The organism is Achromobacter sp. ACM04, assembly GCF_014851465.1.
GTDB lineage: Bacteria > Pseudomonadota > Gammaproteobacteria > Burkholderiales > Burkholderiaceae_B > Achromobacter > Achromobacter aegrifaciens.
Window position 1 is genome coordinate 527562 of record NZ_JACUZS010000004.1, and the last position, 21592, is coordinate 549153.

Sequence of the window (21592 nt, forward strand, 5' to 3'; positions counted from 1 at the left end):
TTGCGGCCCGGTCAGTTGGCCTGGATGCCGGCGTCCTTGACGATGCCAGCCCAGCGCGTCATCTCGGCGGCTACCATGGCGTCCGTCTTGGCGGGCGAGGAAATCAGCGGATCGAAGCCCTCGCGGCCCATGCGCTGCGCCAGCTCCGGCGAACGCAGGGCTTGTTCGAGCTTGGCGTTCAGCGTGTCGATCACGGCTTGCGGCGTGCCCGCGGGCGCGCTGATCACGAACCAGGTGTTGAACTCGTAGCCGGGCAGCCCGGACTCGGCGATGGTGGGCACGTCGGGCAAGAGCGGCGAACGCGTGGTGCCGGTCACGCCCAACGCCTTGAGCTTCTTGCCGTCGACCTGTGGCTTGGCTGCGGACAGCACCGGAAAGCTCATCTGCACCTGGCCGCTGATGGTGTCCACCATGGCCGGGCCGCCGCCCTTGTAGGGCACGTGCAGGATCTGGGTCTTGGACACCGACTTGAACAGTTCCGCGGCCATGTGGAAGGTGCTGCCCGTGCCTGCCGAACCGAAGCTCAGGTCGTTGGCGGGCCGCGCGCGCACATAGGCCAGCAGCTCGCTCACATTGGCCACGGGCAACTGGTTGGTCACCGTCAGCACGTGCTGCGACGTTCCTATCGTGCCGACCGAACGCAGGTCCTTGGCTGTGTCGAACGGCATGTTCTGGAACAGCGCCGGGTTGATCGCCAGCGACATGGTGTTGACGGCCAGCGTGTAGCCGTTGGGCTCGGCGCGCGCCACTGCGGCCATGCCGATGTTGCCGGAAGCGCCAGCGCGATTCTCCACCACGACACTCTGCCCCAGGGCGCGGCCCCAGGCGTCCGAAATCAGTCGCGCGGCGATATCCACGCTGCCGCCGGGCGCGAACGGCACGATGAGCGTCACGGCGCGCTGGGGAAAGGCGTCGGCGGCGGCGGCCGGTTGGGTCCAACAGGATGCGGCAATGGCCGCGCATAGAACGCCGGCCGCTTTGTTGATCTTCATTCCTGGTCTCCTCGGTTGGCCGCGCAGGCGGCTCTTTAGTGGTGAGGCCAGTGTATAAGCGGGTCTTCTTCTTATAATTGCTTATCCAGATAAAGCTTTATTAAATTCAGTTTATAAATAAGCGCATGGACGCCCTCTCCGATCTCGCCTTCTTCTCACTGGTAGTGAAGCACGGCAATCTGTCCGCCACCGCCCGCGAACTGGGCCTGACGCCGCCCGCGGTCAGCACGCGCCTGGCCAAGCTGGAGCAGCGCCTGGGCGTGCGGTTGCTGAACCGCACCACCCGCCGGGTCAGCGTCACGCAGGAAGGTGAGCTATATCTGGCCGAGGGCGCACGTATCCTGACGGACCTGGAGGCGCTGGAACGTTCCGTATCGAGCGCCCGCGCCCGTCCCCAAGGGCTGCTGCGGCTGAACGCCACGTTCGGCTTCGGCCGCGCCCACATCGTGCCCGCCGTGTCGGACTTCGCCCGCCAGTACCCGGAAGTGGAAGTGCAGATGCGGCTGACCGACAGGCCGCTGAACCTGATCGAGGAAGGCTTCGACGTGGCGGTGCGCTTTGGCGACCTGCCCGATGCGCGCCTGACCGCGCGCAAGATCGCCTCCAATCGGCGGCTGCTGTGCGCGTCGCCGCGCTACCTCGAAATCCATGGCGAGCCGCGCGCGCCGGGCGACCTGCAACGCCACCGCTGCATCGTGGTGCGCGAGAACGACGTGGCCTACGGCACCTGGCGGCTGGAATCGGGCCAGCGCGCGGAGACCGTGAAAGTGCGCGGTCCGCTCAGTTCCAACGACGGGCAAAGCGCCCTGGAATGGGCGCTGGACGGTCACGGCATCGTCATGCGTTCGGAATGGGAAACGGCCGAGCACCTGCGCGCCGGCCGCCTGCGCGCGGTGCTGGCCGACTGGCGCACGCCGCCCGCGGACATCCACGCGCTGTATCCCGAACGCCTGAACCTGCCGGCCAAGACGATCGCTTTCGTGGAGTTCCTGTCGCAGCGCTTCGCCCGGCATTTGCGTGCGCCCGGTTCGGACGACGCGGTCTGGTGAACACGCGGCGTCATATTCCGCACTGACGGGGACGCAACGCTACGCGTCCGCCCCCAGCCGCGCGCCGGCGCGCACGATGCCGCAGCGCTTGTGCGCCCGCATCACCACGCCGACTTCGCTGTTCAACACGCCATCCAGCTCGCCCAGGCGGCGCGTCACCACGTCCCACAGGTGCAGGCTGTCGCGGCACAGCACGTGCCAGAACAGCTGCGACGCGCCGCTGGTGCCGAACAGGCAGCGGGTGTTGGGATCCAGCGCCAGATGCGCGGCCAGCGCGTCCACGGCTTGAGGGCGCACTTGCACGGAGATAACCGCCTCCACCGGAAAGCCGACCAGCGCCGGCTCCACTTCCACACGGAAACTCAGCGCGCGGCGCTCCACCATGTTGTGCAAGAGACGCTGCGCGGTGGGTTCACTGACTCCAGCCTGCTCGGCCAGTTCGGCCAGGCTGGCGCGGCCATCACGCATCAGCCAGGCCACCATGCGCTGCTCGGCGTCCGTCAACGCCGCGGGCGGCTGCGCCATGGCGGACTCGGCCGCCGCCGCATCGGGCAGGGCCTGGATGCGCCACTGGCCGGCGCGCCGGAACGGCCGCAGCACCAGCCGCGCCTCCACGTGCTCCACCCCGTCGATGGACGGCAGCACACGCGTGACCACGTCCGGCATGTCGGCCGCGTCCCCCAGCGTCAGCTCGGCCATCAGGTCAGCCGAACCGGCCAGCGTGACCACCAGCTGGCTCAGGTCCAGCCGCGCCAGCTGATCGGCCACCTCGGGCACACGGCCCGACCGGCAGCGCACCCAGGCGTGCAGCACCACGCCCCGGCCGGTGGCCAGGGGATCGGGTTCCGCGATGACACGCAGGGCATCGGCATCCATCAGGCGCTTGATGCGGCGCGCGACAGTGCGCTCGGGAATGCCGGTGGCGGCTCCCAGCTCGCGCCAGGACGCGCGCGGGTCCGCCTGCAGCGCGATGAGACAGGCGAGATCGGTGTCGTCCAGCCCCGGAGCTAGGGGCTTACCCTTACTTGACGTGTCCATATTCATTAAATTAACGTTCGCGCATTGATAAAAACACAAAATTAAACGGTCTTTTTGACCAAAAATAAATTCTTATTTGAGGTTTTCATGAGCAGCACTTCAGCGCCCCTGCGCAAGCCGCAGGGGGCAGCCGCCTCGGCCGGCACCGCGCCCGTTTCCCGCTCGCGCACCATTCTGGCCGGTAGTGTAGGCAATGCCGTCGAATGGTTCGACTGGACCATCTACGCGTCCTTCGCCATCTTCTTCTCCAGCCAGTTCTTCCCCGAAGGCAATGAAACCACGGCCCTGCTGGCGACCTTCGGCATTTTCGCGGTGGGCTTCTTCATGCGTCCGGTCGGCGGCTGGCTGCTGGGCATCTTCTCCGACCGCTACGGCCGCAAGGCCGCGCTGGGCCTGACCATCCTGATGATGGCCGGCGGCTCGCTGATCATCGCCGTCACCCCCACCTACGCCTCCATCGGCCTGGCCGCGCCGCTGCTGCTGACCGCTGCGCGCCTCTTGCAAGGCCTGTCGCTGGGCGGAGAGTATGCCTCGGCCACGACCTTCCTGGCGGAAATGGCGCCGCCCAACAAGCGCGGCTTCTATTCCAGCTTCGTGTTCTTCAGCGCCGCCGTGGGCATCCTGGCCGCCTCGGCCATCGGCTGGGTGCTGACCTCGACCTTGACCAAGGTCGAGATGGCCGCCTGGGGCTGGCGCATTCCGTTCTTCCTGGGCGCGCTGGGCGGCCTGGCCGGCATGTGGATCCGCCGCTCGATCCCGGAGACCGAAGCGTTCTCGCACGCCAAGAAGGCTGGCGTCGAAAAGCAGCCGCTGCGCACGCTGCTGCGCGACCATCCGCGTGAAGTGCTGCGCATCGTGGGCTTCTCCATCCTGACCACGTTCGCGTTCTACATCTTCGTGGCCTACGTGCCCACCTACGCCATCCGCCAGGTGCATGCCGACCCAAAGACCGCGTTCGCCGCCAACACCGTCGCGCTGATCGTGTTCATGCTGGTGCAGCCGCTGTTCGGCATCCTGTCCGACCGCATCGGCCGCAAGCCGCAGCTGATCTTCTTCGCCGCCGGCTACCTGGTGTTCTTCTATCCGCTGATGACCACGCTGGGCCCGTCGTTCGGTTCGATCCTGGCGGTGGAGCTGTTCGGCCTGGTGCTGTACGCGATGTACACCTCGATCGCGCCGGCCATCATGTCGGAACAGTTCCCCACCAGCGTGCGCGCCGTCGGCATCGGCACGCCGTACAACCTGGTAGTGGCCCTGCTGGGCGGCACCACGCCCTACCTGCTGACCTGGCTGCAAAGCAAGGGCATGGAGCGCTGGTTCTTCTACTACGTGCTGGCGGGCGCCGTGATTACCCTGATCACCTTCATCCGCATGCCGGAAACCAAGGGCCAGAGCCTGAAGTAAGCAGAGAGAACGAACGTCACGCAATAGCGCTTTCCGGTTCCCGCGGGACCGGAAAGCTTTTTCTTTTCCGATGAGACCCATGCCAGCACTAGACACCGCCCTGCACTTCCAAGACGCCCAGGCCCTGGCCGGCGCCATCCGCCGGCGCGAACTGAGTTCGCGCCAGGTCACCACCCACTTCCTGGACCGCATCGAGCGCGCCCCCGCGCTGGCCGCCTACAGTGAAGTCACGGCCGAGCGCGCGCTGGCCCAGGCCGACGCCGCCGACCGCCTGCTGGCCGCGGGCATTGTGCTGGGTCCCCTGCACGGCGTGCCCGTGGCGGTGAAGGACAGCGTGCAATGGGACGGCGTCAGCGCCAGCCTGGGTTCGCTTGCCTTGCAAGGCCGGATCAGCGGTGAAACGGCGGTGCCGCTGCACAAGCTGGCCGCCCAGGGCATGGTGGTGCTGGGCAAGACCCGCATGACCGAGTTCGCCTTTGGCCTGTCGGGCCAGAACCCCACCCAAGGCACGGCGCGCAACCCTTGGGACGCGCAGACGGCGCGCGCGCCGGGCGGCTCGTCCAGCGGCGCCGGCGTGGCCGTGGCCGCGGGCCTGGCGCCGCTGGCGCTGGGTGGCGACACCGGCGGCTCGGTGCGCGCGCCGGCGGCTCTGAATGGCCTGGTGGGCTACAAGCCGTCCACCGGCGTGATCAGCCGCGCCGGCTGTCTGCCCTTGTCGGACACGCTGGACGTGCTGGGTCCGATCACACGCACGGTGGCGGATGCCCGGCTGCTCACCCGACTGCTGGCCGGCCCCGACATCGGCGACGCGGCCACGCTGGAATTTCCCGCAAGCGCCATCGCCGCCTTGCGCCAGCCCGCCGCGCGCGCCCCCGGTCCGGTGGCGGTACTGGCGCCCGACGCCTGGCCCGCTCCCTTGGCCGACGCCGGCCTGCGGGCCTGGCGCGAAGCCGAGGAAAACCTGGCGCGGGCCGGCTACACGCCCACGCCCTGGCATCCGCCCGCGGCCCTGTCCTTTGCCCGCATGGCCGACGACAACTCGCTGGTGCTGGCCTATGAGGCCTACCGCTATTACGGCGCGCTGGCCGAAGACCCGGCCACGCCGCTGTGGGAAGTGGTGCGCAAGCGCATCGCGGCCGGCGGCCGCATCGCGCAGGCCGATTACGAAGCCGCGCTGCAACGCCGCGCCGCCGACATGGCCGCGTTCGCGCAAGCGATGCAAGGCCTGGACGCCCTGCTGATGCCCGCCTGCGACCAGGCCGCGCAAGCGCTGGACGCCGACGATACGCGCCACGCCGGACTGGGCAAGCTGCTGCGTCCCGCCAACTTCCTGGGCGCGGCCGCCATCTCGCTGCCCGTGGGCTTCGATGCCGAAGGCATGCCCATGGCGGTGCAGTTGCTGGCGCCGGCAGGCGGCGACGCGGCAATGCTGGATTGCGCCGCGGCGCTGGAGCCGGTGCTGGCGCCTAAGCTGCGCCGGCCCGATCTGTCGGCCTGGGGACTATAAGGTCCGCGTGCCCACCACATCCGCTGCCAGGCATGCAACGCTATCTGGCAGCGCATGTGCTCAAGAGCCACTCGCGAAACACCCTGCATTTGCGCGGCAGCTCGGCGCGCGGATACACAAGATACCAGCTCTTGTTGCTCGCGATGGGACGTTCGAAGGGAACCAGCAGTTCCTTGCGCCGCAACATTTCAGTGGCGAACGAAGGCCGGCCAAGCACGACGCCCATGCCTGCGAGTGCCGCCTCGACCGCCACGACATAGGAGTCGAACTGGTGCCCCTTGGCGAGCAGGGCGGGATCAGGCAGACGTTCCCCGTCCCGGCGCGTTTCCCGAAACCAGCGGGGCCAATCCTCCGGCGACGTGGTGATATGCAGCAGCGGGAAGCGCAGCAGTTCGTCGGGCTGCAACAGCGCGCCGCGCCGGTACAGCTGCGGCGACAGCATGGGCACCATGTCCGGACTGACCAGCGGCTCGAAGCAGAACTGCGGGTCGTGCTCATACGCCCGAATGGCCAGATCGCAAGTGTCGTAGAAATCCGTCAGCGCATGGGTCACCGATAACAGCTTGATCTGGATCCAGGGATGACGCCGCGTGAAATCAGGCAGCCTGGGTATCAGCCAACGCATCGCAAAATTGGGCAGCACGCTCAAGGTCAGCGTGGCGGCGGCTTGCGGGCCGGTCACGTCCTCTGTCGCCGTCTGGATCAAGTCGAATGCGCTTTTGAGCGCGGGCGCCAGGCTCTCGCCCCGCTCCGTCAGCTCTAGCCCCGCGCGCGTGCGGCGGAACACCGCAAAGCCGAGCCATTCTTCCAGGCCCTTGATCTGCTGGCTGACCGCCGCGGGGGTGACGTGCAGGTCCTGCGCGGCCTGCGCGAAGCTGCGCAGACGCGCGGCCGCCTCGAATACCTGAAGCGCCTTCAAAGGAGGAAGTCTGCGGCTCATCGTGATGTTGGCTATCAAGCAATTCCATGGGTGACATTAGAAATTCTAACGACGATTGGCATCACGTTTAGAAAAAATGCGGCAAAAATAAGGCCCACCCAAAGGAGACATTCAAAAACATGACCATCGAAGCAATCACGCCGCAGGATCACATGGCCTGCATCGCCGCCATCCAGCGCTTTGCAATGCTGGTGGATGCGGCAAGGTACGACGAGGCTGCCGATCTGTTCGCGGTCGATGGCGTACTGCAACGCCCCGATGAGCGCATCGAAGGCCGTGCCGCGCTGCTCTCGTCGTTCAAGGCCCGCCCCGTCCAACGCCTGACGCGCCACATCCTCACCAACGTGCTGCTGGAACCGGTCAGCCCCGGCCAGATACGCGCCTTCAGCTATGTCTCGGTCTACCGCCATCTGGGCCAGGAACCGCTGCCGCCCGTGTTGCCGGTGGCTGCCCGGCAGCCGGAAACCATCGCGGAGTACAGCGATGAGCTGTGCCTGCGGGACGGCCAATGGCTGCTACGGAACCGCACGGTGCGGCCGGTGTTCGACACGCTCTAGGGCAAGGTTTTTTCAGCTCGGCCGAACCTGACGCCGGACGCTGAAGGAGGACATGATGTCTGAAATGCACAAGCGGCCAGGCGCGCCCCGCAAGGGCCTGCCCTGGCTGCAACGCGCAGTCATGGTCGCGCTGGGCGCGCTGTTACTGACTGGCGCTGCCCGGGCCGAGGATCAAGCCATCCGCATCGTCGTGTCGTTGCCGGCTGGCGGCGGCGTGGATGTCATGGCGCGCTATCTGGCCCAGCAACTGGGAACGGAACTGCAACGTCCCGTGGTGGTGGAAAACCGCCCCGGCGGCAGCGGCACGATTGCCGCCCGCGCGGTCATGAATGCGCCCGATGGCCAGACGACCCTGTTGGCAGGGGGCAACCAGGAAATCACCATTGCGCCACATCTGCTGAAGGATGAGTACTACCGGCCGCTGGAATCCCTGTTGCCGGTACTGCAGGTCGGCGTTGTGCCGTCGGTGGTTGTCGCCAAGGCGGGGACCAACGCCAGCCCTGACGCATTGCTGCAAGGCCTGAAGGAGCGGCGCGACTTGTCCATCGGCATACCCGGACGCGGCACGCCCATGCATATCGCCCTGGAAGATGTGGCTCATCAGGCCGGCGGACAATTCCTGCCGGTGCCATACAAGGGTGCGCCTGACGTGCTGACGGGCGTACTGTCGGGATCCACCCGATATGGCGCCGTCGGGTATTCGGCCGCCAAGAGCCTGCTGGACGGGGGCAGCCTCGTCACGGTAGCCGTGTTGGCGCAACAGCGCTCCCCGCTGCTTCCTCAGGTGCCCGCGATTTCCGAGCAGACCCAGTTTCAGCAGGGTCTGCCGCAAGTATGGTACGGCTTTTTCATGCCGGGCAAGACCGCCAAGGACGAGGTGCGCAAGATTTCCACCGCCTTTGAACGGCTGTTGGGCCAGGCCCCCGTGCAGGCCCGCCTGCAGGAGCTGGGCATCCAGGTCACCGGTCTGCAGCAGTCCGCGTTTTCCAAGGCGCTGGAGGCCGAATCCGGCTACTACCGCGACGCCATTCTTCGCTATGAGGTTCAATGATGACCGCCAATCTCGCCCTGATGATCGACCAGAGCGACCACGTGGCCACGGCCTTCGTGCCCTTGGCCGCCGGCAGCGCCATCGCGGTGGCAGCCGGCTCGGCCGCGTACCGCGTCACTTTGCGCGACGCTATCCCCTCCGGCCACAAGTTCGCTGTGGCCGACATCGCCGCAGGCTGCGAAGTGCGCAAATACGGCGCGTCCATCGGCCGCGCCCTGCGTGCGATACCGGCAGGCGCCCATATTCATCTTCACAATTTGGAAAGCCTGCGCGGCAGGGGAGATCGTTCATGAACGCATCCGTCTGGGGATACCCGCGCGGCGATGGCAGTTTCGGCATCCGCAACCATGTTGCCGTCATCGCCGCGATGGACAACGTCAACCCGGTGGCTCGCCGCATCTGCGAATCCGTCAAGGGCACGGTGCCCATTTGTGTTGCCTATGGCCGCGGCCAGTTCGGAGACGATCTGGCCCAGCACGATCGCGTGCTGCTGAACTATGCCACTCATCCCAATGTGGCCGCAGTGTTGATCGTCGGCCTGGAACCCGTCACCACGCACCGCCTGGCCGCAGCCGCAGGAGCGGCCGGACGCCCGGTACGGGCGCTCGATGTGCAGAGCGCCGGAGGCACCATCGAAGCGGTCGCGCAAGGAATCCGCGATGCCGCTGCGCTGGTGGTCGAAAGTTCGGACATCGTGCGCGCGCCCATGCCCTTGAGCGAGCTGGTGATCGGCGTCGAATGCGGGGCCTCCGACGCCACCTCGGGCTTGACCGCCAACGCGACCACCGGATTGGTGGCTGACTGGCTGGTAGAGGCTGGCGGTGTCGTGATTCTGTCCGAGACCGACGAAATCGTGGGCGCCGAGGCCAGCCTCGCCGCACGCGCCAGCAAGCCGGAAGTCGCGGCGCGACTGCTGGCGGCCGTGACTCGCCTGGAGGCCCAGTCTGCCTTTCAAGGGCTGCAACTGTGGCCGCTGGGCGAGGACAACATCGCGGGCGGCCTGACCACGGTGGAAGAGAAATCGCTGGGAGCGGTACGCAAAGGAGGCACCTCGCCGCTGCAGGAGGTGGTCGGCTACGGCGAAAAGCCTCGCTGCAAAGGATTGGTGTTCATGGATGCGCCTGCGCCAGGCGTAGAGAACATCGCCGCGCTGGCCGCGGGCGGAGCGCACCTGATTCTGTTTAATACAGGGGTGGGCAATCCGGTGGGGCATCCGCTGTCGCCCACCATCAAGTTGACTGGAAATCCGACCACTGCGCAGCGCTTTGCCGACAACATCGACGTGGACGTCAGCGGCATCCTGACGGACGGGCAGACGCTGGAGCAAGCCGCGACCAAGCTGCGGGAAACCATGCTGCGCGTGGCCGCCGGCCGGATGACGCAAAGCGAAGTGCTGGGCGACACCGAAGTCTCCATCTCCCGCATCGAACTCGGCTTCATGCGTCACTTGCGCGAGCACGCGCCGGAGCTGCGGGCATGAGCGGGCCGACCGCTAGCGCCGCCCAGCTGACCGGCTGGGTCGCTGCCGTCCTGCAACACGCGGGCGTCAGCGCCGAACATGCGGCGCTGGCCTCTGGCGCGATGGTGCGCACGGAACTGCGAGGCGTCGCCACCCACGGCCTGACGCGCCTGGCCTCCTATCTGGAGAAGCTGCGCTCCGGCGAAGTGAACCCCGAGCCCGACATCGGCGTGCGGCGCAGCCCTGGCATCTGCACCATCGACGCCGACGGCGCCCTGGGCCAGGTGGCCGCCCTGATAGCGATACAGGAAGGCCTGGCGATGCTGGAAACAGAGGTTTCCGTCATATGTCGCATCCGCGACTGCGGACACCTGGGCGCCCTGGGCCACTATGTCCTGCTGGCGGCTGAGCGCGGCTACATCGCCCTGGTGTTCCAACGCACGCCTCCGCTCATGGCCTTGCCAGGCTATGCGGGGCGGACGGTGGGCAACAACCCGATCGCCTTTGGCTGCCCCGTCCCTGGCGCTGCGCCTCTGGTCTTCGACATGGCCTGCAGCGTGGCCGCGCGCGGCCACATCCTGCTGGCGGCCCGGGAAGGGCGCGACATTCCTGCGGACTGGGCCCTGGACGGCGCCGGCCAGTCGACCACCGCCGCCGACGCCGCCTTGGAAGGCGCCTTATTGCCGATGTCCGGCCACAAGGGGATGGGGCTAGCCATCATGGCCGAGTGCCTGGCTGGCGCACTGGCCGGCGCCGAGCCCGAGTCGCGCCAGAAGGTCCATCACACCCCGCGCAGCGGCGCAGCGGGCGGACAAAGCACTTTGATCTGGCTGGTGAATCCGCAACGCGCGGGCTCGGCGTCGTTTGCCGACTATATGCGCGAATGGGCCGCGGGCTTCCACCAGCGCGGCGGCGCGCAAGCCCGTCTGCCGGGAGCGCGGGCTGCCGCCTGCGAGCGGGCGGCTCTTGCAGAAGGCCTGCGTATTCCCGAGGCCCTGGCGCGTGAACTGGAGGCCATCGGCCAGGCCACGGGATTGCCGCCGCCATGGTCCGTCCATTGAGCCGCCGCGCTCATCCGTGGCTGCATAAAAAATGCCCCCGCAGCGCGGGGGCATTTTGTCGGCTTGAAAGGGTTACGCGCTCTTCTTCAGCGCCTGCACCTTGTCCGTAGCTTCCCACGAGAATTCCGGCTCGGAACGGCCGAAGTGGCCATAGGCCGCGGTCTTGGCGTAGATCGGGCGCAGCAGATCCAGCATGTTGACGATGCCCTTCGGACGCAGATCGAAGTGCTCGCGCACCAGCTTGGCGATCTGGTCGTCGGGGATGACGCCCGTGCCTTCCGTGTAGACGGTGATGTTGATGGGCTCGGCCACGCCGATGGCGTAGCTGACCTGCACCTGGCACTGGCGCGCCAGGCCGGCGGCCACGATGTTCTTGGCCACGTAGCGGGCGGCGTAGGCGGCCGAGCGGTCGACCTTGGAAGGATCCTTGCCCGAGAACGCGCCGCCGCCGTGCGGGCATGCGCCGCCGTAGGTGTCGACGATGATCTTGCGGCCGGTCAGGCCGCAATCGCCTTGCGGACCGCCGATGACGAAGCGGCCGGTCGGGTTGACCAGGAACTTCGTTTGCGGCGTGATCAGGCCTTCAGGGAAGCTGGGCTTGATGATGTCTTCAATCACCGCTTCGCGGATGGTCTCTTGCGAGACTTCGGGCGCGTGCTGGGTCGACAGCACAACGGTGTCGACTTCAGCCGGGCGGCCGTCGATGTAGCGGAACGTCACCTGCGACTTGGCGTCGGGACGCAGCCACGGCAGACGGCCGTCCTTGCGCAGTTCGCTCTGGCGCTGCACCAGGCGGTGCGCGTACCAGATCGGGGCCGGCATCAGGTCGGGGGTTTCGTCGCAGGCATAGCCGAACATCAGGCCCTGGTCGCCCGCGCCCTGGTTCAGGTAGTCCTCGGAGCTGCGGTCCACGCCCTGGGCGATATCCGGCGACTGCTTGTCGTAGGCGACCAGCACCGCGCAGCCCTTGTAGTCGATGCCGTATTCGGTGTTGTCGTAGCCGATGCGGCGGATCGTGTCGCGCGCGACCTGGATGTAGTCGACGTTGGCGGTGGTGGTGATTTCGCCAGCCAGCACTACCAGACCAGTGTTGCAGAGGGTCTCGGCTGCGACGCGCGCATTCGGGTCCTGCGTGAAGATCGCGTCCAGGATCGAGTCGGAGATCTGGTCGGCAACCTTGTCGGGGTGCCCTTCGGAGACGGATTCGGAAGTAAAGAGAAAGTCGTTGTTGGCCACAGATGCGTCCTTGGTGGCCGGCGTTGCCGGCGCATAGGTTCACGAGGCGCGTTGCACCCCTGACCGCAAGACATACGCAAATCTGGGCGCGACGCTTTAGCGGATTTGGCAAGAGGCGCGCAAAGCGCTGTACCCTTGCCGTCGCCCCGCAAGTTGTCGGTTAACTCGGCGACTGCGCTATTTTAAGCGAAAATGCGGTTCTGCCGCCAAAGCTGGGGGACGTATGCATATAGCCCCAGACCCAGGCGCACTTTCTGTCCGTCCCATTTTTCTGCCGCATGCTGCTCTTCCTGTTCAGATCATTCGCCGCCCTGCCCCTTTCCATCGCGCACGCCGTGGGGCGGCTGGCCGGGCGTGCGATCTACGCCTGGCCGGGCAAGTACCGCCGGCGGCTGCAGGCCAACGCGGCCCAGGCCGGCTACCCCGATCCGGCCTTCGCGCGACGCGCGGCGGGCGAAATCGGCGCCATGATCCTGGAGAGCCCGCGGGTCTGGTTCCGCAATGAACAAAGCCTGGCCCAGGTGATCTCGGACGACAACGACGTGGTCAGCGCGGCCCGCGCCGAGAACCGCGGCATCCTGTTCCTGACGCCGCATCTGGGCTGCTTCGAGATCACCGCGCGCTACCTGGCCCGCCAGATGCCCATGACCGTCATGTTCCGGCCGCCGCGCAAGGACGTCCTGGCCCCGCTGCTGGAAACCGCGCGCAACACCTCGGCCGTCAACGCCGTGCCGGCCACCATGCAGGGGGTGCGCGAATTCGTGCGCGCCCTGCGCCGCGGCGAATCCGTCGGCATGCTGCCCGACCAGGCGCCCAGCGTGGGCGACGGCGTCTGGGCGCCGTTCTTCGGGCGCATGGCCTACACCATGACGCTCCCCGGCAAGCTGGCCACGCAGACGGGCGTACCCATCATCCTGACCGCAGGCGAACGACTGCCGGGAGGCCGGGGCTGGCGCATCCACTATGTGCGCGTGCCCGAGCCGCTGCCCGCCGACGCCGCCGAGCAGGCCGCGCTGCTCAACGCCGCCATGGAAACGCTGATCCGCCGCTGCCCGGAGCAATACCTCTGGAGCTACAACCGCTACAAGACGCCGCGCGGCGCGCCGCCGGCTCCCGCCGCCGACGCTGCTACTCCGGCAAGCTGAACCGCCGCGCCCTGTCCGCTCCCTATTACCGACCATGACTGATTTCAAAACGCGCGCGCTGACATCCCTGTTGAAATGGTTCGGCCGCATCAAGCCGTCGACCCGGCAGCGCATCGGCGCAACCCTCGGCTGGCTGGCCCCGCGGCTGGCCAAGTCGCGCGCCCGCATCGTGCGCCGCAATCTGGAACTGTGCTTTCCCGACCAGCCGGAACACGTGCGCGAACAGTGGGTCGCGGACCATTTCCGCGCGCTGGCGCAATCCATCGTCGACCGCGGCGTGCTCTGGTACGGCACGCCCGAAGCCATCAAAGACATGGTTACGCAAACTGGCGCGGACCGCATCAACGCGCTGACCGCGCAGGGCCGCCCGGTCATCCTGCTGGCGCCCCATTTCATCGGGCTGGACGCGGCCGCGACGCGGCTCACCATGGAGGTGCCCAGCGCCGCCACCATGTACACGCCCCAAAGCGATCCCCAGGTCGACGCCATCGTGGCCGCCGGCCGCAAGCGCTTCAACGAGGTCTTTCTGGTCAGCCGCAAGGACGGCGTGCGCGACCTGATCCGCCACCTGCGTGAGCCCCGCCCCGTCTACTACCTGCCGGACATGGACTTCGGCCGCCAGGGCGCCACCTTCGCGCCGTTCTTCGGCGTGCCTGCGGCGACGTTGCTCGCCACCGCCCAGCTGGCCAAGAAATGGGATGCCGCCGTGCTGCCCATCCTGGACTTCTGGAACCCGGATACCGGCCGCTACCACGTCGAAGTGCTGCCGCCGCTGGCCGACTTCCCCGGGACCGAATCGCTGGAAGACGCCACCGCGCGCCTGAACCGCGAGCTGGAATCCTGGGTGCGCCGCTGCCCCAGCCAGTACTACTGGGTCCATCGCCGCTTCAAGACCCGTCCGCCGGGCGAACCCAAACTCTACTGAGTCCGCAGCTCGCGCCCCAATATGGGCGATAATCCAGTGATGAACTGGAACTTCACCAAAATGCATGGCGCGGGCAACGATTTCGTCGTGCTCGACGGGGTCCGCCAGACCATCGAAATGACGCCCGAGCGCGCCCGCGCCTTGGGCGACCGGCATTTCGGCATCGGCGCCGACCAGATCCTCCTGGTCGAACGCGCGACCCGGCCCGATGCCGATTTCCGTTACCGCATTTTCAATTCCGACGGCAGCGAGGTCGAGCACTGCGGCAATGGCGCGCGCTGCTTCGTGCGCTTCGTGCACGAGCAGGGCCTGTCCGACCGCAACCCGCTGCGCGCCGAAATCGCCACCGGCATCCTGGTGCTGGACCAGGGCGACGACGAGCAGGTCACCGTCGACATGGGCAGCACGCGCTTCGAGCCCGCCGCGCTGCCGTTCGACACCGCAGGCCTCGCATCGCGGGTCGAAGGCCAGGACACGCTGTGGGAACTGGAACTGGACGCGCCCGCCGGCCTGCCGCGCACCGTTGCGCTGTCCGCCGTGGCGATTTCCAATCCGCACGCCGTGCAGGTGGTGGACGACGTCGACACCGCGCCCGTGTCCGTTCTCGGTCCCCTGATCGAAACCCATCCGCGCTTCCCGCGCCGCGTCAACGCCGGCTTCATGCAGATCGTGGATCGCAACAACATCCGCCTGCGCGTGTTCGAACGCGGCGCCGGCGAAACCCTGGCCTGCGGCACGGGCGCCTGCGCCGCCGTCGCGGGCGGCATCCGCCGCGGCCTGCTGGACTCGCCGGTGCGCGTGCAAGCGCGCGGCGGCGTGCTGACCGTCGCCTGGAACGGCGAGCAATTGCGCATGACCGGCCCTGCCGAGTCCGTCTTCACGGGGCAGGTCGATATCGACAAGCTCGTCTTCTCCATGGGGCTGAACCGATAAGCCATGACTGATACCGCTATTACCGCTCAGGACGTCGCTGATTTCCTGCAAGAGAACCCCGGCTTCTTCGACGATCACGCTGACGTCTTCGCCACGTTGCAGGTGCCGCATCCGCATGGCTCGCGCGCCATTTCGCTGGGTGAACGCCAGATCCTGACGCTGCGCGAGCGCAACCGCGAACTCGAATGGCGCCTGAACGAACTCGTGCGCAACGCCACCGCCAACGAAAGCATCGGCACCCATGTGGCCAAGTGGTGCTGCCGCCTGCTGTCCGAATGCGATCCGCAGCATGTACCAGGCGAAATCGCCCTGGGGCTGGCCGAACAGTTCGAGCTGAACCATGTGGCGCTGCGCCTGTGGGACCTGTCGGAACTGCCCGCAACCGGCTACGGCGAACCCGTCACGCAGGACGTACGCACCTTTACCGACAGCCTGAAGACGCCGTACTGCGGCACCGACACCGAATTCGAAGCGGCCGGCTGGCTGGATGCCAAGCCCAAGTCGCTGGCGCTGGTGCCGCTGCGCCTGGAAGCGGACGGCCCCGCCGTCGGCCTGCTGGTGCTGGGTTCGGACGACGCCGAGCGCTTCACGCCTGAAATGGGCACGACCTTCCTGGAATCCATCGGCCAGCTGGCTTCCGCGGCGCTGCATCGCCTGAATCCGGCCTCGCCCAAGGCCTAGCGGCGACACGGGCGGACGCCATGCCGACAGCCACGCAAGCGCAAGACGCGGCCCCGCCCGATACTCCCCTGCCGGACGCCATGAGCGCCTGGCTGCGCCATCTGGAAACCAACCGGCGCTACTCGCCCCACACACTGGACGGCTATCGCCGCGAACTGCATTTCCTGCGCGAACTTGCCGACCAGGCCAAGCTGCCGCTGGACAAGATCGGCAACGGCCACATCCGCCAGTTCGTGGCGCGCCTGCATGCCCAGGGCCGCGGGCCCCGCAGCCTGGCGCGCACGCTGGCGGCCTGGCGTGGCTTCTATCAATGGTGGGCCCCGGCCATCGAGCTGGCCGGCAATCCGGTGGCCGGCGTGCGCGCCCCCAAGGCGCCGCGCGGCCTGCCCAAGGCCCTGTCCGTGGAGCAGACCCAGGCCTTGCTGGACCGCGCGCCCGCGCAAGTGGCGAACGAACCCGCGGCGCTGCGCGACCAGGCCATGTTCGAACTGCTCTATTCCAGCGGCCTGCGGCTGTCGGAGCTGGTCGGGCTGGACCTGCGCTATGAACGCTCCGGCAATTACGAATCGCGCGGCTGGCTGAGCCTGGAAGAGGCCGAGGTCATCGTGCTGGGCAAGGGCGGCAAGCGCCGCTCGGTGCCGGTGGGCCAGGCGGCTCTGGCCGCCCTGCGCAAATGGATCGCGGCGCGCCCGCAGCTCACGCCCTTCACGGCGCAGCCCGAGGACGCAGCCGCGTTGTTCCTGGGCGCGCGCGGTCGGCGCATCTCGCCCCGCGTGGTGCAACTGCAGCTGGCTCGCATCGCGCAGCAGGCCGGCGTGCCCACGCACGTGCACCCGCACGTGCTGCGCCACAGCTTCGCCAGCCATGTGCTGCAATCCGCGCAGGACCTGCGCGCGGTGCAGGAAATGCTGGGCCACGCCAACATCTCCACCACACAGATCTATACGCGACTGGATTTCCAGCACCTGGCCCGCGCCTACGACCAGGCGCATCCTCGGGCCGGACGCAAATCCTGAACGCGTCGGGTCCGACGCATTCTGGTGAAACAGCTACGCAAATTCGCGCGACCGTTCCCTAGCCACCTCCCGCGATCACGCCGCCCAGCAGCATCACCCCCAGCAACAGCACCGCCAGTGCCGCCAGCGCTTCCACGCCATAGCGCAGGCGCGCCGCGCCAACACCGGACAGTCGGCTTCCGACGCGCGTGGCCGCGCCCCCGGCCGCAACCGCCAGGCACGCCAGCGCCGCCACCGTCAGTCCGGTACCCAGGCCCATCGCCAGGGCCGAAGCCACGCCGGCCAGAAAAAAGCCCTGCGCCAGCGCGAACACCAGCACGATCAACGCGCCGCTGCACGGGCGCAAGCCCACGGCCAGGATCGCCGTTGCCGCGCGACGCCAGTTCAACGGGCCAGACACCTGCGCCGGCGCGGGCACATGTGCGTGGCCGCAGCCGCAATCGTGATCGTGATCGTGGTGATGATGGTGAGTGTGCTCATGTCCATGCCCATGGCCGTGCTCTGGCATCGACCCCGTAGACGCCCGTCCAGCACGGGTCCGCAACAGCGGACGAACCGCCTTGACCCACACCAGCCACATGCCCAACAAGGTCACCAGCGCATAGGAGCCGAGTTCCAGCCAGCGCGTCGCGTTGTTCATCGTGGCCGCGGTGGCGTTGAAGATCAGCGCCAGCACCGCCACCAGCGCAATCGCCACCAACGCCTGGATCAGCGCGGACGCCAGCGCCAGCAGCGCGCCGTTGCGCGCGGTCTGGCGGTTGGCCAGCACGTAGGAAGAGATCACGGCCTTGCCATGTCCCGGCCCCAGGGCATGGAATACGCCATAGGCAAAGGACAGGCCGATCAAGGCCCAGGCCGCGCCGCCTTCGGCCTGCCAGGCGCGCACCGCGCCCGTCAGCTGCCGGTAGAAATGGCTTTGCCAGACCGATACCTGACCAAAGAAGCCGGCCAGCCAACCCGGCCCGCCCGCGCCCGCCCCGCTCTCCGGCACGCCGAAGGGGTGCGCGCCCTGGGCCGCGGCCGCGCCCGCACCGCCCAGCAGCAGCACGGCCAGCAGCGCGAGCATTACCCGCAACGCACCTCGATGCGGTGCGTCAGCCCCTTGGTGATCGCAAAAAGCTCGTCCGGCAAGGCGTCCGGGTCGGCCGGGATCGCGGCCAATTGCTGCATGGTTTTCCAATCCAGTTCCTTGGGCTTGCGGTAGGCGGACGTGCAGGTCTTGGCGCCCTGTCCGCCCAGCGATACCGCGCCGCTCTCATCGAAGGCGTAGGCCACGAAATAGGTGGGATCGTAGATGTCCACCTGCGCGCCGCCTGCGTCCGGCGCCACTGGCGTGGCCAGCGGCAAAGTGAAGGACAGCGTCAGCCGCGTGGTCTTTGGGTTCCAGTCGACGCGCGCATCTTGCGGGGCCGCGAAAGCCGCGGTCTTGCCGTCCACGGTGATGCGAGTGAAGTAGTGCGAGATCGGTTCGCCCAACGCCTGCATCCAGTCCCGCGCCATGCCCTGCAGGATCTCGGGCGACAGCGAACCGTCCTTGCCCTTCTTCAATCCCTGCGTGGCGTAGGCGCCGAACATCTCGTCAAACAGCCAGACCTGCCGCACCGCCGTGATGCGCTGCTGTCCATCGATATCGATCGCCGCGCGGGCATCGATCCACATATGCGGGTGCGCGCTGGCGGCGCCTGCCGCCAGCAGCATCGCCGCCGCGGTCAGGGCTGCATGGCCGCGGCGAGCTGACGTGCGTTCCATTCAAACATTTCCAGGTAGGTGGCGCCGGGCTGCCCGGGCTTGGACAGGGCGTCGGAATAAAGCGTACCACCCACCTTGGCGCCGGTTTCGCGGGAGATCTGCTGGACCAGCTTGGGGCTGCTGATGTTCTCCACGAATACCGCAGGCACACGCTCGCGCTTGACCTGTTCGATGATGCGGGCCACCTCGCCTGCGGCGGGTTCCGCATCCGTCGACACGCCCATCACGGGAATGAACGCCACGCCGTAGGCATCGCCGAAGTAACCGAAGGCGTCATGGGAAGTCACGATCTTGCGGCGCTCGGCCGGAATCGCGGCAAAGGTCTTGCGGACCTGCGCGTCCAGCGCCTGCAGGCGCGCGATATAGGCTTGCGCGCGCTGGCGGTAGGCGTCGGCATGCGCGGGATCGGCGGCAGCCAACCCTTCGGCCACATTGCGGGCGTAGATGACGCCATTGGCCAGGCTCTGCCATGCATGCGGATCGGCGCCGCCGTGATGGTGATGACCATGGCCATGATCGTGGTCGTGGTCGTGGTCGTGGTCGTGGTCGTGGTCGTGGTCGTGGTCGTGGTCGTGCCCATCATCATGCCCGCCGCCCGCGAACGTGCGCGTCTTCACGCCCTGAGACGCGACCACGGTAGCGCCGGCAAAACCCGACGCCTTCGCCAGGCGCGGCATCCAGGTCTCGAAATCCAGGCCGTTGACGAACAGCACGCGCGCGGCAGCCAGCTTCTTCGCATCGCCCGGCGTCGGCTCATATTCGTGCGCGTCGCCATCGGGCCCCACCAGCGTGGCCACGCTGACGTCGGCGCCGCCCACTTCCCGCACGATGTCGCCCAGGATGGAAAAGCTGGCCACGGCCTTCAACGCTTCGGCGGCCTGCGCGGTTCCGAACAGCGCCGACAGGCACAGGCCGGCCGTGGCGAGCAGCGCGCGGCGGCGCGCCAGGGAATGGAAACGCATGGCGTATCTCCTATTGGATGAGTCAGGCGCGGCGCATGCGGCGTCGCGCCGGCAGCAGCCCGCCTTGCGGGCCGCCCACGATGGAAAACAGATAAAAGGCGCCGGCCGCCAGGATGATCGCGGGCGAGGCCGGCACATTGAAGTGGTACGAAATGAGCAGACCGGTCGTCGAGGCTGTCACGCCCAGTCCCGCGGCCAGCGGGATCTGGCGGGCGGCAGAACGGACCCAGAAGCGCGCGGCGGCGGCCGGCAGCATCATGATGCCGACCACCATCAACGTGCCCAGCACCTGAAAGCCCGCCACCAGGTTCACCACCACCAGCACCAGGAAAGCCATGTGGACCCAGCCTCCGCCGCCGCCGCTGGCGCGCAGGAAACCCGGGTCCAGGCATTCGGCCACCAGCAGCCGGTAGATCGCGGCCAACGCCAGGAGGGTCACGCTGGCCGTGGCCGTCACCAGCAGCAATGCCGCGTCGTCCAGCCCCAGCACCGTGCCGAACAACACGTGCAGCAGATCCATATTGGAGCCGCGCAGGGACACCAGCAGCACGCCCAGCCCCAGCGATATCAAATAGAACGCGGCAAAGCTGGCGTCCTCGCGCAGCGGCGTCATGCGCGCCACCAATCCCGCCAGCAATGCCACGGCCAGCCCCGTGACGATGCCGCCCAGCATCATTGCGCCCAGCGACAGTCCGGCCAGCAGAAAGCCCGCCGCCACGCCTGGCAGGATGGCATGCGACATGGCATCGCCCATCAGGCTCATGCGCCGCAGCACCAGGAACACGCCCAGCGGCGCCGCGCCCAGCGACAGGGCGCAGGCGCCGGCCAGCGCGCGTCGCATGAAACCGTAATCCAGGAAGGGCGACGCCACCCATTGCGCCAGGCTCATGCGCGGACCTCCGCCAACCACTGCCGCGCCCGCTTCAGATGCGCGTCGTTCAGCGTGTGCTCGGTGTCTCCCCAGGCCACCACCGAACCGGACAGCAGCAGGCACTCGGGGAAATGGTCACGCACCAGATCCAGGTCATGCAGCACCGCAATCACGGTGCGGCCCTGGCCATGCAGGCCGCAAAGCAGGGCCATCAGGTCGTCCGCCGTGTGGCTGTCCACGGCGGCGAAGGGTTCATCCAGCAGCAGCACGGGCGCGTCCTGCACCAGCATCCTCGCGAACAGCGCACGCTGCATCTGCCCGCCCGACAGCGCGTCCACGCCGCGTCCGGCCGCGTCGGCCATGCCCACGGTCTCCAGCGCGTCCATGCAGCGCTCGAGCTCCTGGTTCGCATATCTGCGCCATCCCCCCACTCGGCGCCAGGCGCCCATTGCCACCAGGTCCAGCACCGACACCGGGAACGAACGGTCCAGCTCCGCGGCCTGGGGCAGCCAGGCCAGTTCCGAACGGCCCGCGCCGCTGATGCGCACGCTGCCGGCCATGGGACGCAGCACACCCATGATGCCCTTGATCAGCGTGGACTTTCCCGCTCCGTTGGGACCCACCACGGCGGTCATGCCGCCCGCGGCGAAACGCCCCGACACCGATTTGAGCGCGGCGTGCCCATGCCAACCGAAGGACGCGTCGTCCAGCTCGATGGTGACCGGCGCGTTCATCGCACCCACCAATCCAGCGCCCAACCGGCCAAGGCCCACAAGGCCGCCGCAGCGACCACGGCCGCGGCCATGCGGCGCCAGGCGGAGACCAGGAAGGCGGAACGCGGCGGGAGTGTTTGCCGCGGCGCGGCGCCGGGCCGCCGGGGCAAAAGCGTGAAATGGGACATGGAAAGAATGCGGAGGCAAATAGCGGCTACAGCCAGTTTTATTATGTTATATCATAACTAAACGGCTTGATTCCACGGCGTTCGCCCGCATCTGGATGTTTTCTGCTACCTTCCA

Annotated in this window: 22 protein-coding genes; 13 read left to right on the forward strand and 9 right to left on the reverse strand. The window is 67.7% G+C overall.

The window, feature by feature from the left end; all coding sequences use genetic code 11:
- Positions 1–11 precede the first annotated feature (11 nt).
- A complete protein-coding gene (locus IB259_RS24345) occupies positions 12–992 on the reverse strand; it encodes a tripartite tricarboxylate transporter substrate binding protein (protein WP_054457011.1) in 981 nt (326 codons plus the stop codon).
- Positions 993–1117: 125 nt separating this feature from the next.
- Between IB259_RS24345 and IB259_RS24350 the strand changes: the two genes are divergently transcribed.
- Positions 1118–2041, forward strand: coding sequence for a LysR family transcriptional regulator (locus tag IB259_RS24350; protein WP_054457013.1), 924 nt, complete (start codon positions 1118–1120; stop codon positions 2039–2041).
- Between the two features lie 39 nt (positions 2042–2080).
- On the opposite strand, the gene IB259_RS24355 is transcribed toward IB259_RS24350, so the two are convergent.
- A complete protein-coding gene (locus tag IB259_RS24355; protein ID WP_192330321.1) occupies positions 2081–3085 on the reverse strand; it encodes an Lrp/AsnC family transcriptional regulator in 1005 nt (334 codons plus the stop codon).
- Positions 3086–3166: 81 nt separating this feature from the next.
- On the opposite strand from IB259_RS24355, the gene IB259_RS24360 reads away from it, so the two are divergent.
- The gene (locus tag IB259_RS24360; RefSeq protein WP_054457017.1) at positions 3167–4483 is read left to right on the forward strand and encodes an MFS transporter; all 1317 of its coding nucleotides are present in this window, start codon (positions 3167–3169) and stop codon (positions 4481–4483) included.
- A gap of 79 nt (positions 4484–4562) precedes the next feature.
- A complete protein-coding gene (locus IB259_RS24365; protein WP_192330322.1) occupies positions 4563–5990 on the forward strand; it encodes an amidase in 1428 nt (475 codons plus the stop codon).
- Positions 5991–6030: 40 nt separating this feature from the next.
- Here IB259_RS24365 and IB259_RS24370 read toward each other — a convergent pair whose 3' ends face one another.
- The gene (locus IB259_RS24370) at positions 6031–6948 is read right to left on the reverse strand and encodes a LysR substrate-binding domain-containing protein (RefSeq protein WP_192330323.1); all 918 of its coding nucleotides are present in this window, start codon (positions 6946–6948) and stop codon (positions 6031–6033) included.
- Between the two features lie 101 nt (positions 6949–7049).
- Between IB259_RS24370 and IB259_RS24375 the strand changes: the two genes are divergently transcribed.
- From IB259_RS24375 to IB259_RS24395, 5 genes are read left to right on the forward strand one after another with little or no spacing between them, the layout of a single operon-like run.
- Positions 7050–7487: a nuclear transport factor 2 family protein gene (locus IB259_RS24375; RefSeq protein WP_192330324.1), complete on the forward strand. Its 438-nt coding sequence runs from the start codon at positions 7050–7052 to the stop codon at positions 7485–7487.
- Positions 7488–7542: 55 nt separating this feature from the next.
- Positions 7543–8538 carry a tripartite tricarboxylate transporter substrate binding protein gene (locus IB259_RS24380; RefSeq protein WP_192330325.1) on the forward strand — a complete coding sequence of 332 codons (996 nt, stop codon included), beginning with the start codon at positions 7543–7545 and terminating at the stop codon, positions 8536–8538.
- Positions 8535–8831, forward strand: coding sequence for a UxaA family hydrolase (locus tag IB259_RS24385; protein ID WP_225596923.1), 297 nt, complete (start codon positions 8535–8537; stop codon positions 8829–8831). Before IB259_RS24380 ends, IB259_RS24385 begins: the two co-directional genes overlap by 4 nt.
- On the forward strand, positions 8828–10018 hold the full coding sequence (locus tag IB259_RS24390; protein ID WP_192330326.1) for a UxaA family hydrolase: 1191 nt from the start codon (positions 8828–8830) through the stop codon (positions 10016–10018). The genes IB259_RS24385 and IB259_RS24390 overlap by 4 nt, the downstream gene beginning before the upstream one ends.
- Complete coding sequence (locus IB259_RS24395) at positions 10015–11058, forward strand: Ldh family oxidoreductase (RefSeq protein WP_192330328.1); 1044 nt, start codon at positions 10015–10017, stop codon at positions 11056–11058. Before IB259_RS24390 ends, IB259_RS24395 begins: the two co-directional genes overlap by 4 nt.
- Before the next feature lie 72 nt (positions 11059–11130).
- Here the strand turns inward: IB259_RS24395 and metK are convergent, their stop codons facing one another.
- Entirely contained in the window at positions 11131–12294 is a 1164-nt protein-coding gene (gene metK / locus IB259_RS24400) for a methionine adenosyltransferase (RefSeq protein ID WP_059374170.1), read from the reverse strand.
- Between the two features lie 278 nt (positions 12295–12572).
- Between metK and IB259_RS24405 the strand changes: the two genes are divergently transcribed.
- Genes IB259_RS24405 through xerC form a run of 5 tightly spaced genes read left to right on the forward strand, consistent with a single transcriptional unit; the run spans position 12573 to position 16994 of the window.
- Complete coding sequence (locus tag IB259_RS24405) at positions 12573–13439, forward strand: lysophospholipid acyltransferase family protein (RefSeq protein WP_192330330.1); 867 nt, start codon at positions 12573–12575, stop codon at positions 13437–13439.
- 34 nt (positions 13440–13473) lie between these two features.
- Complete coding sequence (locus IB259_RS24410) at positions 13474–14364, forward strand: lysophospholipid acyltransferase family protein (RefSeq protein ID WP_054457026.1); 891 nt, start codon at positions 13474–13476, stop codon at positions 14362–14364.
- 21 nt (positions 14365–14385) lie between these two features.
- Positions 14386–15297 carry a diaminopimelate epimerase gene (dapF, locus tag IB259_RS24415; RefSeq protein WP_192330332.1) on the forward strand — a complete coding sequence of 304 codons (912 nt, stop codon included), beginning with the start codon at positions 14386–14388 and terminating at the stop codon, positions 15295–15297.
- A 3-nt stretch (positions 15298–15300) separates the two neighbouring features.
- A complete protein-coding gene (locus IB259_RS24420; RefSeq protein WP_054457030.1) occupies positions 15301–15978 on the forward strand; it encodes a DUF484 family protein in 678 nt (225 codons plus the stop codon).
- Positions 15979–15998: 20 nt separating this feature from the next.
- Positions 15999–16994: a tyrosine recombinase XerC gene (gene xerC, locus IB259_RS24425; RefSeq protein ID WP_192330334.1), complete on the forward strand. Its 996-nt coding sequence runs from the start codon at positions 15999–16001 to the stop codon at positions 16992–16994.
- A gap of 58 nt (positions 16995–17052) precedes the next feature.
- Here xerC and IB259_RS24430 read toward each other — a convergent pair whose 3' ends face one another.
- Genes IB259_RS24430 through IB259_RS24450 form a run of 5 tightly spaced genes read right to left on the reverse strand, consistent with a single transcriptional unit; the run spans position 17053 to position 21310 of the window.
- Positions 17053–18060, reverse strand: a complete 1008-nt coding sequence (locus tag IB259_RS24430; RefSeq protein ID WP_192330335.1) for a nickel/cobalt transporter — start codon at positions 18058–18060, stop codon at positions 17053–17055.
- Complete coding sequence (locus IB259_RS24435; protein WP_192330336.1) at positions 18060–18743, reverse strand: DUF1007 family protein; 684 nt, start codon at positions 18741–18743, stop codon at positions 18060–18062. The genes IB259_RS24430 and IB259_RS24435 overlap by 1 nt, the downstream gene beginning before the upstream one ends.
- Positions 18704–19705: a metal ABC transporter substrate-binding protein gene (locus IB259_RS24440; RefSeq protein ID WP_192330337.1), complete on the reverse strand. Its 1002-nt coding sequence runs from the start codon at positions 19703–19705 to the stop codon at positions 18704–18706. Before IB259_RS24440 ends, IB259_RS24435 begins: the two co-directional genes overlap by 40 nt.
- Before the next feature lie 22 nt (positions 19706–19727).
- Positions 19728–20594 (reverse strand): metal ABC transporter permease, encoded by an 867-nt coding sequence (locus IB259_RS24445; RefSeq protein WP_054457039.1) that lies wholly within the window; start codon positions 20592–20594, stop codon positions 19728–19730.
- Complete coding sequence (locus tag IB259_RS24450) at positions 20591–21310, reverse strand: metal ABC transporter ATP-binding protein (protein WP_119450151.1); 720 nt, start codon at positions 21308–21310, stop codon at positions 20591–20593. The genes IB259_RS24445 and IB259_RS24450 overlap by 4 nt, the downstream gene beginning before the upstream one ends.
- Positions 21311–21592 lie beyond the last annotated feature (282 nt).